The organism is Lysinibacillus sp. CNPSo 3705 (assembly GCF_028674935.1).
Classification (GTDB): domain Bacteria; phylum Bacillota; class Bacilli; order Bacillales_A; family Planococcaceae; genus Lysinibacillus.
Genome location: NZ_JAQZSD010000019.1, coordinates 1 through 15121, shown reverse-complemented (window position 1 = coordinate 15121; position 15121 = coordinate 1). Strand labels below are relative to the sequence as shown.

Sequence of the window (15121 nt, the reverse complement as noted above, 5' to 3'; positions counted from 1 at the left end):
GTCATCCACAACTTTGAGTGATGAGCCTTTAACAACCCATTAAGAGCTGCTTTAGCCGACTTTTCCATGGCATCATTTCTATTTTCTTTTCTTCTTTTAAGCGTACCTTATTGATTTCATCATAATGGATTCCACAATTTTCACAACAGTTTTCTGGTTTTTTCAGCAATTTTTGCCCAAAATACCCGACTAGCTGTGTGCGAATACAGTCTTTTGTCTGAGTAATTTTATGCATTTTATCGACAGCTCGATACTTTTCCAGTACTAAATGATTTAAACGTACTTTCACTTGTTCCACCGTTTCTTGTTGTAACCAGTAATCAAGTACACGAAAAGCGGTTTCACTTACCTCCCCATTTTTCAACATTTGGGAAGGATGCATATGTTGATTTAGTAGTTCCTGATAACGATCAACATGACCAGCTGTTGGCAAATCGCCTGTTACAACAAATTTCGCAAGTTCCTCATCACCATCGCTATAAAGTAAAATTGCGAGCGCTGATTGACCATCACGCCCTGCGCGGCCAATCTCCTGCATGTAATTTTCTACATTAGCAGGAAGCGTTTCATGGATAACCTGACGAATATTTGACTTATTGATACCCATTCCAAAAGCATTCGTCGCCACAATCCAGTCGAGCTCCCCGTCAATAAACTGTTGCTGAATAAACTGACGGTCCTCAGCACCATAGCCTGCATGATAAGCTGCTGCACGTATACCTGCTTGTATAAGTGCTGCGCTATATTGTTCAGCACGCTTACGCGAGGACAAATATAATATACCCGGTCCTGCCGTCTCTTTAATATGTTGCATAATCCAGTGTGTTTTATCTGTCCTATCCTCAAATATGACACGCCCAAGATGAATATTAGGCCGATCCACATTGTACAAAAACTCAAATGGTGTATGTAGCGACAGTGTATCTCGTATGTCATTGATTACTTTATTCGTCGCAGTAGCTGATAATGCTAAAACCGGTGGACGATTTACTTGTGAAAACCATTGTCCAATTCGTAAATAATCTGGCCGAAAATCAAAGCCCCACTGGGAAATACAATGTGCCTCGTCCACGACGATAAGACCTAGCTGCATTTGTGAAAGCTTGTCTTGAACTTGCTGCTGTAAAAGCATCTCCGGTGACGTAAATATAAAACGATACTGCTCTAAAAAATGTAATACATATCGTTTTTCACTTACGGTTAAAAATGAATTTAAGGCAACTACCCTCTTTTCACCAAAGCGTTTTAGCTCCTCTACCTGGTCCTGCATTAGAGAAAGCAGCGGAGAAACAATTAATACTGGCTTCTGCAAGATATATCCTGATAGTTGGTAACAAAGTGACTTTCCCATTCCAGTTGGTAATAAAGCAATAACATCTTTTTCTTCTAAGATTGCTTCAATAACCTCTTTCTGGCCTGGACGAAATGTTGTATAGCCAAAATACTTTACTAACGTTTGTTCAAGTTCCATTTATACTTCTCCTTTCGCGAGGACAAGCCTTAACTGGAAATAACTCATACCTTCAACTACTTCATGCAATGTTTTCAATTTTTTTGTTTGATAGTGTTTCGATGCCTGCCAAACTTTTTCCGCTTCTTCATATGAGACGAATGGGCCAATCGAAAAGTTCGGTTCATTCATGGCTAATTCTACTAAATGATCCTCGATTGTACTTTGTTTTAGTTTCCTTATTTGCACAATCTGTTCAATTGAATAGCCCTGCTCATATAAATGTGCTGTTTGCTGCGCTGAATCAGTTACTAATGCTTTTACTCTTAATCCTTCAGCAATCTTACCAAGCAACGGATAATCATTTGTCTCATGAACTTCATTTAACAATGTATGTAGCAATTCTATAAACGCTAACTGACTATCTAAAACTGTTTCCTGACGTTCACCAGCAAGCTGCTGCCACGTCCATCCAGGTAAACTTTGACCACTCAACCGATAGAGGACAAGCTGTTTGTTGGCATCTGATAAAGGTAATACAGAAAGTACCTGTTCACATTCCTCCAATAATCGTTGCTGTAAATGCCCATCTTGATAGTTATGCTCGATTAAAAATGTACGCACCCAAGATTGAATATTCGTATCCCTACTTATGGGAGAAAAAGAACGAACCCCAGCACTTTGATAAGATAAACTTTGTACAATTAACGAGAACCTCGCAAAAAAAACATGCTCATTTCCTCGATAGTGCCATCCGTCAAATAAAAAATCAGGTGTCTGCGTTGCTCGCTGTAAACCTAGCTTTTTCATGGAATAGTGACCAGATTGTTGCATTGTTAACCAACTATACTGTAAAAACGAAGTTACGGCTTCATCAAATGTTTTCCTAGGTAACTTAGGTAATAGCCCAAAATATTTATGTAACTGAAATAGGCCAATGTCTTGAATAGTCTGACCTGAGCGCTTCCCTCTTAATATGTGATAAGCAGCAGAAATTGTTCTTTCATTATTTAGTTTTTGAAAGATTTGCAATAAGATTTGATGAAACATAGACGCAAATTCCTCCAATTTAATAGTATTTATGTTGAAATGTAAGATAAACATCTTTAAAATGAGTATGAAGCTTTGTAGGAACATGTAAAAGGAGAGAAAGAAAAATGGCTAAATTCACAATTGTTGATAAAGATACATGCATCGCTTGTGGCGCTTGCGGAGCCGCAGCACCAGATATTTATGATTATGACGATGAAGGGATTGCCTTCGTTATTTTAGATGATAACATGGGAACTGCTGAAGTTCCAGAAGATCTACTAGAAGACATGCAAGATGCTTTCGAAGGATGCCCAACTGACTCAATCAAAGTAGCAGATGAACCTTTTGATGGCGACTCTTTAAAATTCGAATAGTCCTTCATACGTATCTTAAAGGCATCCTTAACTGGATGCTTTTTTTATCCCCTCATGTATTAGTTGATTGGAGCAGAGACAGGACGACTCCTTGGAGATCAGCAATAGAGGAACGAAGGTTAAAATTATCATATCCTGCATCGTGACGCTGCCACCATATCGCAACTACTTTCTCGCAAAAAACATCTGTTGGCTCGAGATCCTGTAGCATAGCGAAGCGTCAGCAACAACAAAGCACCCAGCCGGAACGGAAATCAACCATACGTATGGTGATGAGCAATTTTCTACAAACGAACGATTCTTATGCAATGATTCATCTCTAACATAATGGAGATGAATTTTTTTGTACTTTGCAAGTAAAGTTGGTCACTCTTTTCATCTTGTTATTGCAACCATTTTTTATGTATGATAAGATTTTAGTAGTTGGTACTAATAACAGATATTATTTCATAAAGGGGTTCTTATAAATGATAGATAATTTATTACAATTAAAAGATAAGAATATTGTCGTAATGGGTGTGGCAAACGATCGAAGTATTGCTTGGGGCATCGCAAAACGTTTATTTGACGTAGGTGCAAATGTTATTTTCACTTATCGCCAAGAACGTTCATTAAAAAAATTACAAAAGCAATTAGAAAACATCGGACAAGCTGATTCACTGATCGTACAATGTGATGTTAACAGCGACGAGAGCACAAAAGCGGCTTTCAATGAAATCGGTACAAAAGTAGGCGTTATCCATGGTATCGTGCACTCAGTAGCTTTTGCCAATGCAGAAGATTTACACAATCGCTTCTTAGATACAACTCGTGATGGCTATGCATTTGCACAAGATACTAGCGCTTATTCTCTTATTTCAGCAGCAAAGGCCGCACATCCTTATATGACTGAGGGTGGCTCTATCGTAACAATGAGTTACTTAGGAGCAGAACGCGTACTTGATGGCTACAATGTCATGGGTGTAGCGAAGGCAGCATTAGAAGCATCTATGCGCTATCTTGCAGCAGATATTGGTAAAGATAATATTCGCGTTAATGCGATCTCTGCTGGGGCAATTCGCACCCTTGCTGCAAAAGGTGTTCCTTCATTCAATACAATTTTACACAAAATCGAAGAAACAGCTCCATTAAAACGTAATGTTCAACAAGACGAAGTAGCAGATATGACAATCGTGATGCTTTCTCACCTATCACGCGGTGTAACAGGCGAAACGATTTACATCGACGCAGGCTACAATATTATGGGTTAAATACGAAGAAGCATGAAGGATCATCATTGATCTCTCATGCTTCTTTGTTTCGTATTGTACTTCTAAATTTAACAAACGTTATTTTATTACTTTAGGGGCTGGATAATCAAAGCCCTTTGTATCCACCTCTACCTTTTTCATTTGCTGATCTTTTATTGGTTTTTCACCATCTCGTTCAGCAGCAGCGATAGCATCTACTGTTTCCATCCCCTCGATCACTTTTCCAAAGGCAGCATATTCACCATCAAGATGTGTCGCTTCATTTACCATTATGAAAAATTGTGATCCCGCAGAATTCAGATCCCGTGAACGAGCCATTGAAATGACACCGCGTTCATGCTTTAAATCATTTTTAAAGCCATTTAATGAAAACTCACCTTCTATCGAGTAATCTGGACCACCCGTACCATTACCTAAAGGATCCCCACCTTGAATCATAAAATCAGGGACAACTCGATGAAAAATAAGACCATCATAAAAACCTTTTTTAACTAACGAAATAAAATTAGCTACCGTATTCGGCGCTGTAGAAGGTTCTAATTCGATGACGATTTTTTCATCATTGCTCATCGTAATCGTCACAATTGGATTTTCCTTCACTTTTGATGAATAATCCACATTTTCTTCCGTTTTCTTTGCCGTATCTCCTTCCGATTGCCCACTTTCTTTAGCGGCTCCACAACCTGTCAAAACAAATGCTACCATCAGCAACGCAAAGACAACAGAAAATTCTTTAAAACGCGCGAACATATTCTTTCAACTCCTCTTAATCACCAGTCTACTCTTTATATTATCAGATAGTTTACGACAAATCATTTTTATGAATAATTCGTGCAGATGGCTATTTTAATCCTGTAAAAAGGGTCTGCAACAAAATAAAAAAACGCTATCCACTTTTCCTTAACAGCATCAACTTTCTTTATATCCTTTTTATACTAAAAGCTTCATTTTTTTAACTCAGACCAATGACTTCTTCCACGGAGCTGATTAGACATCTTTAATAAAACAGACAGCAAGCATGCAACGACTAAAAATACAGCAATCATGACAATAACGCCTCCCCAGCCATAATGCATCCAGAATATTCCCCCTACTGTACCTCCAACACTTGAACCAAAATAATAGAAAAATAAATAGAGCGAAGAGGCTTGCGCTTTATCATGAGTGGCTCGTTTACTTACCCAGCCACTGGCAATCGAGTGCGCAGCAAAGAAGCCAAATGTAAAGATTGTAATCCCTAAAATTTTCAAACTAAGTAGCCCATTTAATGTTAAAATCGCCCCTGCAAACATGATCGCAATAGAGAATAATAACATCTTTTGACGGCCATATCGATCAGCAAGACTACCGAACCAGGCAGAGCTAAATGTACCTATTAAGTAAATGACAAAAATCCAGCCAACAACCGTAGCACTTAAATTATAAGGTGGTGCCATCAATTTAAAGCCAATGTAGTTATATAGCGTCACGAAACTTCCCATCAACACAAAGCCAATGCCAAACAAACAAAGCATGGATGGGTCCTTTAAATGCTGCAAAAGAGATGTCGTCAATGATTTTATCTGCAAAGGGCGTGCTGTAAAATGCTTGGAGTTAGGTAGCATCCAGATAAATAACACGCTTATCATCAGACTGATGACACCTAGTACTATCATCCCCACTTGCCAATTGTAAAGATCCGTTAATGTGCCTATAATAACTCGACCACTAAGCCCGCCTACCGAATTTCCACTTATATATAAACCCATTGCAATCCCTAAACTAGCTGGATCCATTTCCTCTCCTAAATATGCCATCGCAATTGCCGGCAATCCTGCAAAAACGACGCCCTGTATTATTCGTAACACTAGGATTGTTTCAAAATTAGGGGAAAAGGCAAGAGCAAGCGTAATAATAGATGCCGCAAAAATAGAAATGGTCATCAAAGATTTCCTACCCCATGCCTCTGATAATGAACCCACAATAATCATACTGATGGATAACGCAAAAGTTGTCACAGAAAGCGTTAAACTTGCAACTGCAGGTGATACATGAAACTCCTTCGCAAATGTTGGTAATAATGGCTGTGATACATATAAATTGGCGAAGGTGATAAAGCCTGCTAAAAATAAAGCCCAGTTTGCTTTATGAAACGCCTTTGTCCCCTTTTGAATGTAACCCATCTCTCTCTCTCCTTACGTTCTTTCAATTCTACTATTATTCTAATACAATGATCTTCAAAACACACGATAACTTGTCAAAAAATAGACAAATTTACCGTTGTTTTTTTATTATGCGCATGATTTCATTTGACAAATTACCGTGACTAAAATCACATTTTCTTCATATAAATTTAGTTTTTGTCTATTTTTAGTGGCAAATATTGTGTTACAGTGAAAGTAATCATCTAGCAATCCTTGGCAAAAAGCTCCGATGACTAAACTATTTTTCACTGCACAGACTTGGAGGAATTTTCATGAAAATTATTGAAGCTTTAGCACTTTCAGTACCTTATATCCACCTTGCATTAAAGGAAGAGGCAATTGTGGCTGTCGTCGAGAAGGAAAGTGAAATAGTTGTAAAATATTTAGCTGGCAAACGTGTAGATTCAGGCTACCTAGATGGACAAAAAGTAAATGCTAATGACCAAAATGTTTTCATTGCCTTTACTGGAAAAAATGCTGATGTCGTAATACCAAAGGATGTATACGGGGTTGCCATCAATGCTTTTTCATTTCCAATCCGTGAAAATGGTAAAGTCGTAGGTGCCCTAGCTTTTGGACTACCAATCGACAATGAGCTTAAACTTGAGGATTATATGGGGACAATGGATTGCCTTGTAAACAGCTTACAGGACAAAGTACATACAATTGCCTCACATTCTGAGGAATTAGCAGCAACAAGTGAGGAGATTAATAAACAAGCACAGCACGCCCTTGAAGATTCAAAGAAAACAAATGAAGTAACAGATTTAATAAAAAGCATTTCTCGCCAAACAAATTTACTCGGCTTAAATGCATCTATTGAGGCGGCTCGTGCAGGCCAGCATGGTGCTGGCTTTAACATCGTAGCGCAGGAAGTTAGAAAGCTCTCGTTCGAAACATCCAGCGCCACAGAAAATATCGAAGCCTCCCTACATAATATAAATAGGAACCTAGAAAACCTTAAGCAAAATATGGGGCAAATCAATGACGCAACAAACGAACAGTCTCAGCTCGTTCAAGATTTTAGTGAAATTATTGAGGAGTTAACCGTTCTTAGTCATGAAATGAAGGGCTTTATGCATAACGCCTTAAAATAAAAAAGAGGTGAAGAATATTGCAAATGACCATTAATCCGGAATTATCTTTACGGACTATCGAATTAGAAGATGCAAATGCTGTTTTTGCCTTAACAGATGCATCACGTACATATTTACGGGAATGGTTGCCGTGGCTGGATATTACAAAAGAAGTAGCCGATACAACGGCATATATAGAAGGCTGTATAAAAGGGCATGAAGTTAAAAGCAGCCTCTCTCTTGTTATCATTTTTCGCAATGAAATCGTAGGCATTGCTGGCTTTAATACGATAAATCATAGCAATAAAATCGCTGCTATTGGCTATTGGCTCAGCGAAGGGGCTCAAGGACATGGTATTATGACAAAGACTGTCCAAGCATTATTACAATATGCTTTTAAGAATTTACAGCTCAATAAGGTCGAAATTCGTGCTGCTACGGGCAACGCAAAAAGCCGCGCCATCCCTGAACGACTTGGTTTTACAAAAGAAGGAACGATTCGTGCAGCAGAATGGCTTTATGACCATTATGTTGACCAAGTTGCTTATGGCATGCTCGCAAGTGAGTGGAAGGAAAAATAGAGAAAAAAATAGCCACCTGATAGCAAATCAGGCGGCTATTTCTATTATTGTTCAACCGTTTCTTTTATTTCGTCTTGCGTTTCATTAGCTGTAGCTGTTGTTTGCTTTCCTAAGCCTACTGCTATTTGCTCTAGCTCCGGACGCAATGTATGCTTACCTGCATAGCTTTCAATTAATTCCTTCACATCAATTCCTGAAGTTTCCTTTAACGATTCCTGTAATGTTGACATTAAATTCGTTGCATAGGCAGTTACTTTATTAGCACCGCCTCCGCCTTCTCCACCACCAGTATCAACAACAGTAATCTTATCAATATTGCCAAGTGGGCTCGCAAGTTCTTTCGCATATTCAGGCATCATACGTACAATCATATCCAGGACAGCTGCCTGACCGTAGTATTCGAAGGCTTCCGCAATTTTACGTTTCGCCTCGGCTTCTGCTAGACCACGAAGACGAATAATATCCGCATCTGTTTCCCCTTTTGCACGCTCAGCATCCGCTTTTGCAAGACCGTCCAAACGAATTTTCTCCGCTTCGGCTTGTGCCAATGATTCGATACGATATTTCTCCGCGTCCGCCTGCGCAAGCTCACGCATTTTGGCTGCCGCCGCATTTTGCTCGACAGCGTAACGATCCGCATCAGCCTTTTTCTTAACTTCTGAATCGTATTGCTTCTCACGACGTAAAATCTCTTTTTCTTCTAATTCAATTTGCTTTTGACGTTCAATAATGCGAATTTGCATTTCTTGTTCAGTAACCTCTTGCTTTGCTCGAGCTGTTTCAAGTTCATAGGCTTGGTCAGCACGTGCCTTAGCGATATCTTGCTCACGACGGAATTCTGCTACCTTTAATTGATTTTCTTTTTCCGCTTCCGCAATTTCTGTCGCACGTTCAAGCTCAGCCTTTTGTGCTTCTTTTGATGCTTCAGCACGCTTAATGCGTGTTTCCTTTTCAGCATCTGCGGTAGCTATATCCGCATCACGTTTAACCTGCGCAATACGTGGCTTACCAAGCGATTCTAAGTAGCCATTTTTATCACGTACATCTTTAATCGTAAAGGAAACGATTGTCAGACCCATCTTCGCTAAGTCCTGTGACGCAACACGCTGTACTTCCTGAGAAAATTTATCACGGTTTTTATAAATTTCCTCAACCGTCATTGAACCTAAGATTGAACGTAAATGACCTTCTAGCACTTCACGTGCCTCATTTTCACGCTCATCCTTTTGCTTCCCTAAAAACTGCTCCGCCGCCGTAGCAATTTCTGAAATGGAACCACCGATCTTAATGATAGCCGTTCCATCGGCCATAACCGGTACACCTTGTTCCGTATACACTTCAGGCGTTGTCACATCAAGCTTACTAGACAATAAGCTTAATGGATGTGCTTGCTGGAAAATTGGGAATACGAATGTACCGCCACCACGAATAATTTTTATGCGGTTTCCCGACTCATCTTTATGTACATTTTTTGAGCCAAGATAGCTACCAGTCACAATCAGTGCTTCATCAGGACCTGCTGTACGATACTTTGTCACATATAGTGCAACTAGTGCAATTAAAACAAAGGCTACAATTCCTATTACAATTAAAATCTCCATTGACATATAAATATCGCTCCTCTATAAAAATTTCTTATCATAAGATCTCACAAAAAGCGTTCCTTCCTTCACTTCTACAACAAGTACCGTCGTATCGTAATCAATAGCCTCATTGTCAAATCCTGTTGCTCGCTTTGAAATCATTCCGCTAGTCGTTGCAATCACTACCTCTCCAAAACCGTCAGTCGGGATTGGAACAATGACCTTTCCTAGCTGACCTCCAAGCGATTCTTCTGTATAAGCTAACGAAACATCGGCTGATCGTAGCGGAACTAGAACAAATAAATAAAATAGTGCACTTAAAATAGCTCCGATGATACAAGCAGCAACAATATTCCAAACGCTAGGGAAGAAGGCTAGTTTTTCTAAAATAAATCCTGCTGCTGACATCAACGTAATGAAAGATAGAATGACACTTGGATTAAAAATCGGTAGCCCCTCTCCAATGCCCTCGACAGCATCACTAAAAAACGTAAATAAAAGTGTTGCAAGGCCCCCGAATATTAACCCCACTAAAAAGATTTGCTCGAGTGAATAGCCAAATAGCGTCAAGTTGTTCACCCCTTTTCATTGTATTACCTACTATACGGATGCAGACTACAAAAAGTTTCGTAATTTTTCACATTTTCAAAATAAAAGAAAGGAGCAAAAACTATGCTCCTTAAAATTTATGTATTGAATTATCAAGTTTTTTGAGTAGCTTAATTACTTTATAATGCGTAATTGGACGTCATGTCTGCCATATTGTGCTGATACTCTTTCGGATTCAACAAGGATATCTAACCGATATCCTTTAATGGCACCACCTTTATCGGCAGCAATCGCCTTAAACCTCTCATTCGGTGTTTTAATTTCAACAATAGTTCCTAATGGGATAATTGTTGGGTCCACTGCTACAATTCTCAACCCCTTAAAATATATTGTTTTTTGTACATTAATTCCTGTAGCCGTAATCCCACTACATCCTATACAATCATTGCCATAATAAGTAGCGTGGAAATTTAACCACTCAATATTTTCTTTTATACTAGAATCTTTCTGTTGCCGTTTTATTCTAAGTTGTTCTTTTCGAATCTCTTTTTCATGCATCAATCGTTTTAATTCTTGCCGCTTCTCATTTTTTTGTTGTTCTAGCTGTTCTGCTGAAGTAACAATTGTTGTAATCATGTTATCATAGCTATGCTTAGGAGTATTTTGAAATATCCTTTTATAATCTATATCATTATTTACATCTTCATCTATTAAACTTATAGGAAATAAAAAGATGAAAAATATGGCTAAAATTATTTTATATTTATTCATATGATACTTTAGTACTCCATATAGGTCTTGCAGGACCATATTTTTAATTCCGAAATATGTATTATATTAGTTTATGTATAAACATTAATTAAATCTCAAGTACATTGATATTCTCGATAAAGGCTTCTATCAAGTTAACTGCTTCCCATTCTAGATGTTCCATCTCCTTTGATATCGTTAAATTTAGATCACCCATTTCCTTGTAGGCTAATGCCATCTCATAATAATCTTCTTTAAACCCATTTATATTTTTGTTAATAGTCATTTAACTCCTTCCTTCCATTTTTTATAGGCCGTCACTTATCTTGTTGTTTTCTATTAATTTCTAAAACTAGTGAATCTAATTGTTTTAACTTTTTTTCATTATCTGATTCATAACTTAATGCTAGCAGAGCCTGTTCCCGCTTTTCCTGTAATTCAATAAATGTTAATTCTATTAGTTTTGTACAATTCATTAATACATTTTGTAGTTTTTTGCATTTGTATAAACATTCTTTCATATTATTTTCATCCTCAAAAAGCTCCCTCCGATTAATTATGCTAAAGATCTCTCCAAACTCTCTCATCATTTGTTTCATTTCTGTCATTATTAATTTATCCACTATAATCCCTACTTTCATTAATTTTAATAATATTTCCAATTAATTTATCTAAATATTTTTGGGCTGCTACCTTAGAAGGAAATTTCTTGGAATAAATAAAATCATCTTCTACTTGAACTAATAGCCATTTACTACTCATACTATCTTTTAAGATGATAATTCCGTATTTTTTATAAACAGATTGTGCGTATTTTGTATATATCACCAATCATTCCTTTCATTAATTTAGACTTTTTATCTTTATAATTTACACTTTACAATCTCCTTGGCCATCCTTCTAATGTTTTTAGTGGGATTAAAATTTTTCATCTTAGATATGTAAACAATTGCCAGTGCTTCAGCATCTATCGAGCTTATTCTCCCTCTGGACTGTTCAACTATTTCAGATGCAAAATCACTTATTAAACGTTTCTCCAATTTAAAACCCTCGCATTTCTTATTAATTAATCTATAAATATTCTATAAAACTGCTAAAAAAATGATCCTCAATTTATTCTTTCCAAAACTTTATGTTCTGGATAATAATGATTTAAATAATGTTTGAGACTTTTTAAACTTGTAATATTGTTATCAATAATAGATTTTCGTTGATATCCATTGTATAAGTAAACAATATTTTGGAATTCAACAACACTATAAATATTTTCGTTATTACCATCCAACTGAACTAAACTATCATATTGAATATCTAATTCTTGTGATTTTTTATAAATAAATTTTGTATCACCTCCCCCCTTTATTAATTCGACCTCATCATCATTCCATTTATCCATAAGGATTAAACTAGAAAGTGAGCTGTCCATGCATTGACATGTAAGAGCATTGCCACCTTCATCATTCAATATCACATTTGATATGCTGCCATAGAAATCACTCATTAACTCTTCTGATATATCTCTATCCTTATAAATTACTAGTTCTAATATTGCCGTAGTCTCCTTATCACTCATTTAAATCCCTCCTTAATTACTTCCTATAACAAAAGTAATGCACCAATCTATTTATTTATTTTTATATTAACACGAACAAACGTTCGTTTTCAAGGTTATTTTTAGAGAATATTTACAATTTATGAATCTTAATAGTACTTAAAATAAAAAAAAAACTGGTATTCACCAGTTCTATAGCTCAATATAAAAAAAACCATAATTCGTTTTCATAAAATCAAAATCTAGTTTATGTTGGAGTATTGAATAACTTACATACTTATTATCTTTGTTGACATAGCCAGTATCATATTTATTAGCAACTCTCTCAAGTATTTCTTTATTCAAGACTTTTGCTTCTTTATGTTCAAGCAATTCCCATATATACCACATCATACCCGATACTTGTATTGTACTTGCTATCAGGTTACTATTGTCAAAAATTGATTTTGCTAAATCCAAAGCCCTATTTCCAAAAGATGCCCTAAGTTGTATATCGCCCCCTTTAGCATTTGCTTTTTTAAATATATAGGTACTATCTGAAAAATATTTTTGGCCCTGCTTCGGTTGTGAGCTTGTTGAAGATACTTTATCTAACCTCTCCAGCCTCCAATATAAATCTTCAGAGATTTCAATCGTTCTTGTGTAACCCTTACTATTCGTCAAATTAGCAAAGCAGACCCCATCTTCATTTGTCAAATCTTCCATCTTTAAATTTAAAATCTCACTATAGCCCTCGCCCTTAATTCCCTCAAATAAACATAGGAGAAATATGGCATATCTCTGGTCATCAAACAAATTCATATAGCGTAATAATTGTTCCCTTGTATATCGGACAATCGATGCTTTATAGATAAACTTACTACAATATTCCATATCAATAATGCTAGGAAGCCTTTGTGAACGATTGTCTGTATAGCCATTCATAATAGCCCAGTCTATATATCTGACAATAACACCGATGGAGGCACTAATGGATTGTGGACTTGGTGATTTTAAACTATAAAATAACTCTTCCAGCTCTACTTTGTGCATATCAAAAATATCTTTATTTTTTTGATTTTCAAGCAACGTTGCTTTATTGAATAACGATAAATAAGTAGTTAGACTATTTTCCTGAACATCTAATGATTGTAAGTACCATTCTTTAATATCTTTATTAAAAACATTTTCCTTTAGCATCTTTTACACCTCATTCTTGAATTAATTGTTCGAATACTTTTTGAATTTTTGTTCGACTGCGTGCACTTAAACTACCATATTTCTGTAGTCCAATTTTCTCCCATAAGGGATTATCGATTGTAAAATCAATTCTGTCTAAATAATCATTTAAGCTTTCAAACGGAATATTATGTTCAAACATTTTAGCTGCTAGCTCAATGTGACCTATAAACATTCTACTCTTAAACATTAAGGAATTTTTATCAAACACATTTGCCTTATAGTATGCAAAAAGATACATCATATAATCATTAATTACTTTTGCTACTTTTATAACTTCTAGGCGATTTTCCAAATGAAAGCTTTTGTCGATGGCATTTGATAATTCCGAAAAAGTAACTACTTCACCATATGAATATTTAACATTAGAACTTGATGTAATCTTACCTCTTAATTCCCCTTCTGCTTTTAACTCAATGACAACTTCGTCGGATAATTTTCCTTTTGCTAATTCTTGTAATCTTGGTTTAGGTATTGGGTTAGCCTTTGCCATATCTACTTGTACTCGTTTACATTGTGCCTCTGTCATATTAGAAAAAATAACGATCATGTTACCTTCTAAATCTGCTTTCTTCATATACGCGTTATAAATTGAGAAAGTACGATGCGCCCCATCTAAGACATCTAATAAAGTACCTTCTAACAATGTCAGAGACTTATCTCGTTCATCGAAAATAAATTCAACCCCATCCATCCCAGAACCAACTTTGGCATTGTAGCGTAAAGTAGAAGTAATTAAGTCTCCCTCTAAAGCTTGCTTTTCAATCTCATGTAAAGATTTTGGATTTAAATTCATGACCTCAATAATTCCACTTTTTACTCTTTTCTTTTTTGCTTGACGTTGAATATTTGGATTATACATTGTAATACCGCTCATCCAAAGCTTACCAATAATTGAATTTGGAATTACTGCAGTATACTCATTATGTCCTGTTTTCATAACATTCTCGAAAGTATATGGCAACGTAATAGTTTCTTGATATGGTGATTCTTTTATGTACAACCTTAACTCTTTAATTTCTGAAGGATTAAGCCACTCTGCTATCCAATTATCATCAGTGTCTGCAAATTTTAAATGCAGTTGTTCTCCTAGTAATAACAATTCCTGTAAATTCGCATCTCTTAATATGTTCTCATCATTAATCAATTCGAGAATATTTCCTATGTTAATGTTATGTTTATTAAGCTGTATTGAAATTTCGTCTAAAATTAAATCGTTTTGAACTAACAAAGGTATTTTCGCTTTAATATCTTCAATTAATTCTTCTTTCGTTTTTCCAACCTTCAAACCTTTCAACCCCCTTATTTTACCATTTTAAATATAATCAATTTAATAGTAACACACGCTAATTTAAAATGTAACATTTTTAAATTAATTAATCCAATTTAGATTGACTAAGCATCAAGATTTTATTTTAAACTATTTCTTTTCTGTTAAAATAGAGGTTTTGACTTTTAATTAAATTAATTAATTTAAAATATTGATTGATTTATTTATCATTAGGATTATAATTGTTAAAAGC

General features: G+C 36.0%; 18 protein-coding genes. 4 read left to right on the top strand and 14 right to left on the bottom strand.

The features are described 5' to 3' along the window. Window positions 1-28: 28 nt before the first annotated feature. Together PVA17_RS10515 and PVA17_RS10510 are read right to left on the bottom strand one after the other, a co-directional pair. Window positions 29-1471 (bottom strand): RecQ family ATP-dependent DNA helicase, encoded by a 1443-nt coding sequence (locus tag PVA17_RS10515; RefSeq protein WP_274067669.1) that lies wholly within the window; start codon window positions 1469-1471, stop codon window positions 29-31. Further along, a complete protein-coding gene (locus PVA17_RS10510; protein ID WP_274067668.1) occupies window positions 1472-2500 on the bottom strand; it encodes a YpbB family protein in 1029 nt (342 codons plus the stop codon). It lies immediately after the preceding gene. 107 nt (window positions 2501-2607) lie between these two features. Between PVA17_RS10510 and PVA17_RS10505 the strand changes: the two genes are divergently transcribed. After that, window positions 2608-2856, top strand: a complete 249-nt coding sequence (locus PVA17_RS10505; protein WP_132359303.1) for a ferredoxin — start codon at window positions 2608-2610, stop codon at window positions 2854-2856. 467 nt (window positions 2857-3323) lie between these two features. Beyond that, window positions 3324-4106 (top strand): enoyl-ACP reductase FabI, encoded by a 783-nt coding sequence (locus PVA17_RS10500; protein ID WP_248718438.1) that lies wholly within the window; start codon window positions 3324-3326, stop codon window positions 4104-4106. A gap of 78 nt (window positions 4107-4184) precedes the next feature. Here PVA17_RS10500 and PVA17_RS10495 read toward each other — a convergent pair whose 3' ends face one another. Further along, entirely contained in the window at window positions 4185-4856 is a 672-nt protein-coding gene (locus PVA17_RS10495; protein WP_132359307.1) for a peptidylprolyl isomerase, read from the bottom strand. Window positions 4857-5050: 194 nt separating this feature from the next. Further along, window positions 5051-6268 carry an MFS transporter gene (locus tag PVA17_RS10490; RefSeq protein ID WP_274067667.1) on the bottom strand — a complete coding sequence of 406 codons (1218 nt, stop codon included), beginning with the start codon at window positions 6266-6268 and terminating at the stop codon, window positions 5051-5053. Window positions 6269-6561: 293 nt separating this feature from the next. Between PVA17_RS10490 and PVA17_RS10485 the strand changes: the two genes are divergently transcribed. Together PVA17_RS10485 and PVA17_RS10480 are read left to right on the top strand one after the other, a co-directional pair. After that, complete coding sequence (locus PVA17_RS10485) at window positions 6562-7386, top strand: methyl-accepting chemotaxis protein (RefSeq protein ID WP_274067666.1); 825 nt, start codon at window positions 6562-6564, stop codon at window positions 7384-7386. Window positions 7387-7409: 23 nt separating this feature from the next. Further along, window positions 7410-7946 (top strand): GNAT family N-acetyltransferase, encoded by a 537-nt coding sequence (locus PVA17_RS10480; protein WP_483308019.1) that lies wholly within the window; start codon window positions 7410-7412, stop codon window positions 7944-7946. A gap of 44 nt (window positions 7947-7990) precedes the next feature. Here the strand turns inward: PVA17_RS10480 and PVA17_RS10475 are convergent, their stop codons facing one another. From PVA17_RS10475 to PVA17_RS10430, 10 genes are all read right to left on the bottom strand, one after another. Then, window positions 7991-9553 (bottom strand): flotillin lipid rafts scaffold protein FloT, encoded by a 1563-nt coding sequence (locus PVA17_RS10475; RefSeq protein ID WP_132359315.1) that lies wholly within the window; start codon window positions 9551-9553, stop codon window positions 7991-7993. Window positions 9554-9568: 15 nt separating this feature from the next. Next, a complete protein-coding gene (locus tag PVA17_RS10470) occupies window positions 9569-10108 on the bottom strand; it encodes an NfeD family membrane protein (protein ID WP_483308018.1) in 540 nt (179 codons plus the stop codon). A 144-nt stretch (window positions 10109-10252) separates the two neighbouring features. Then, complete coding sequence (locus PVA17_RS10465; protein WP_274067663.1) at window positions 10253-10849, bottom strand: 3D domain-containing protein; 597 nt, start codon at window positions 10847-10849, stop codon at window positions 10253-10255. 88 nt (window positions 10850-10937) lie between these two features. Next, window positions 10938-11114: a hypothetical protein gene (locus PVA17_RS10460; protein ID WP_274067662.1), complete on the bottom strand. Its 177-nt coding sequence runs from the start codon at window positions 11112-11114 to the stop codon at window positions 10938-10940. A gap of 31 nt (window positions 11115-11145) precedes the next feature. After that, window positions 11146-11451 (bottom strand): hypothetical protein, encoded by a 306-nt coding sequence (locus tag PVA17_RS10455; RefSeq protein WP_274067661.1) that lies wholly within the window; start codon window positions 11449-11451, stop codon window positions 11146-11148. Then, the gene (locus tag PVA17_RS10450; RefSeq protein ID WP_274067660.1) at window positions 11444-11656 is read right to left on the bottom strand and encodes a hypothetical protein; all 213 of its coding nucleotides are present in this window, start codon (window positions 11654-11656) and stop codon (window positions 11444-11446) included. Before PVA17_RS10450 ends, PVA17_RS10455 begins: the two co-directional genes overlap by 8 nt. A gap of 35 nt (window positions 11657-11691) precedes the next feature. Further along, complete coding sequence (locus PVA17_RS10445) at window positions 11692-11868, bottom strand: hypothetical protein (protein WP_274067659.1); 177 nt, start codon at window positions 11866-11868, stop codon at window positions 11692-11694. Between the two features lie 68 nt (window positions 11869-11936). Further along, window positions 11937-12401, bottom strand: coding sequence for an ADP-ribosylation factor GTPase-activating family protein (locus tag PVA17_RS10440; RefSeq protein ID WP_274067658.1), 465 nt, complete (start codon window positions 12399-12401; stop codon window positions 11937-11939). A 171-nt stretch (window positions 12402-12572) separates the two neighbouring features. Beyond that, window positions 12573-13559, bottom strand: coding sequence for a phage lytic cycle repressor MrpR family protein (locus tag PVA17_RS10435; RefSeq protein ID WP_274067657.1), 987 nt, complete (start codon window positions 13557-13559; stop codon window positions 12573-12575). A 10-nt stretch (window positions 13560-13569) separates the two neighbouring features. Continuing rightward, entirely contained in the window at window positions 13570-14886 is a 1317-nt protein-coding gene (locus PVA17_RS10430; RefSeq protein WP_274067656.1) for a ParB N-terminal domain-containing protein, read from the bottom strand. Between the last annotated feature and the right edge of the window lie 235 nt (window positions 14887-15121).

What these genes read in the sequence shown, in the direction of transcription:
- PVA17_RS10515 (WP_274067669.1), bottom strand. Translation starts at nt 1,471, where the DNA reads ATGGAACTTGAACAAACGTTAGTAAAGTATTTTGGCTATACAACATTT.
- PVA17_RS10510 (WP_274067668.1), bottom strand. Translation starts at nt 2,500, where the DNA reads ATGTTTCATCAAATCTTATTGCAAATCTTTCAAAAACTAAATAATGAA.
- PVA17_RS10505 (WP_132359303.1), top strand. Translation starts at nt 2,608, where the DNA reads ATGGCTAAATTCACAATTGTTGATAAAGATACATGCATCGCTTGTGGC.
- PVA17_RS10500 (WP_248718438.1), top strand. Translation starts at nt 3,324, where the DNA reads ATGATAGATAATTTATTACAATTAAAAGATAAGAATATTGTCGTAATG.
- PVA17_RS10495 (WP_132359307.1), bottom strand. Translation starts at nt 4,856, where the DNA reads ATGTTCGCGCGTTTTAAAGAATTTTCTGTTGTCTTTGCGTTGCTGATG.
- PVA17_RS10490 (WP_274067667.1), bottom strand. Translation starts at nt 6,268, where the DNA reads ATGGGTTACATTCAAAAGGGGACAAAGGCGTTTCATAAAGCAAACTGG.
- PVA17_RS10485 (WP_274067666.1), top strand. Translation starts at nt 6,562, where the DNA reads ATGAAAATTATTGAAGCTTTAGCACTTTCAGTACCTTATATCCACCTT.
- PVA17_RS10480 (WP_483308019.1), top strand. Translation starts at nt 7,410, where the DNA reads ATGACCATTAATCCGGAATTATCTTTACGGACTATCGAATTAGAAGAT.
- PVA17_RS10475 (WP_132359315.1), bottom strand. Translation starts at nt 9,553, where the DNA reads ATGTCAATGGAGATTTTAATTGTAATAGGAATTGTAGCCTTTGTTTTA.
- PVA17_RS10465 (WP_274067663.1), bottom strand. Translation starts at nt 10,849, where the DNA reads ATGAATAAATATAAAATAATTTTAGCCATATTTTTCATCTTTTTATTT.
- PVA17_RS10460 (WP_274067662.1), bottom strand. Translation starts at nt 11,114, where the DNA reads ATGACTATTAACAAAAATATAAATGGGTTTAAAGAAGATTATTATGAG.
- PVA17_RS10440 (WP_274067658.1), bottom strand. Translation starts at nt 12,401, where the DNA reads ATGAGTGATAAGGAGACTACGGCAATATTAGAACTAGTAATTTATAAG.
- PVA17_RS10435 (WP_274067657.1), bottom strand. Translation starts at nt 13,559, where the DNA reads ATGCTAAAGGAAAATGTTTTTAATAAAGATATTAAAGAATGGTACTTA.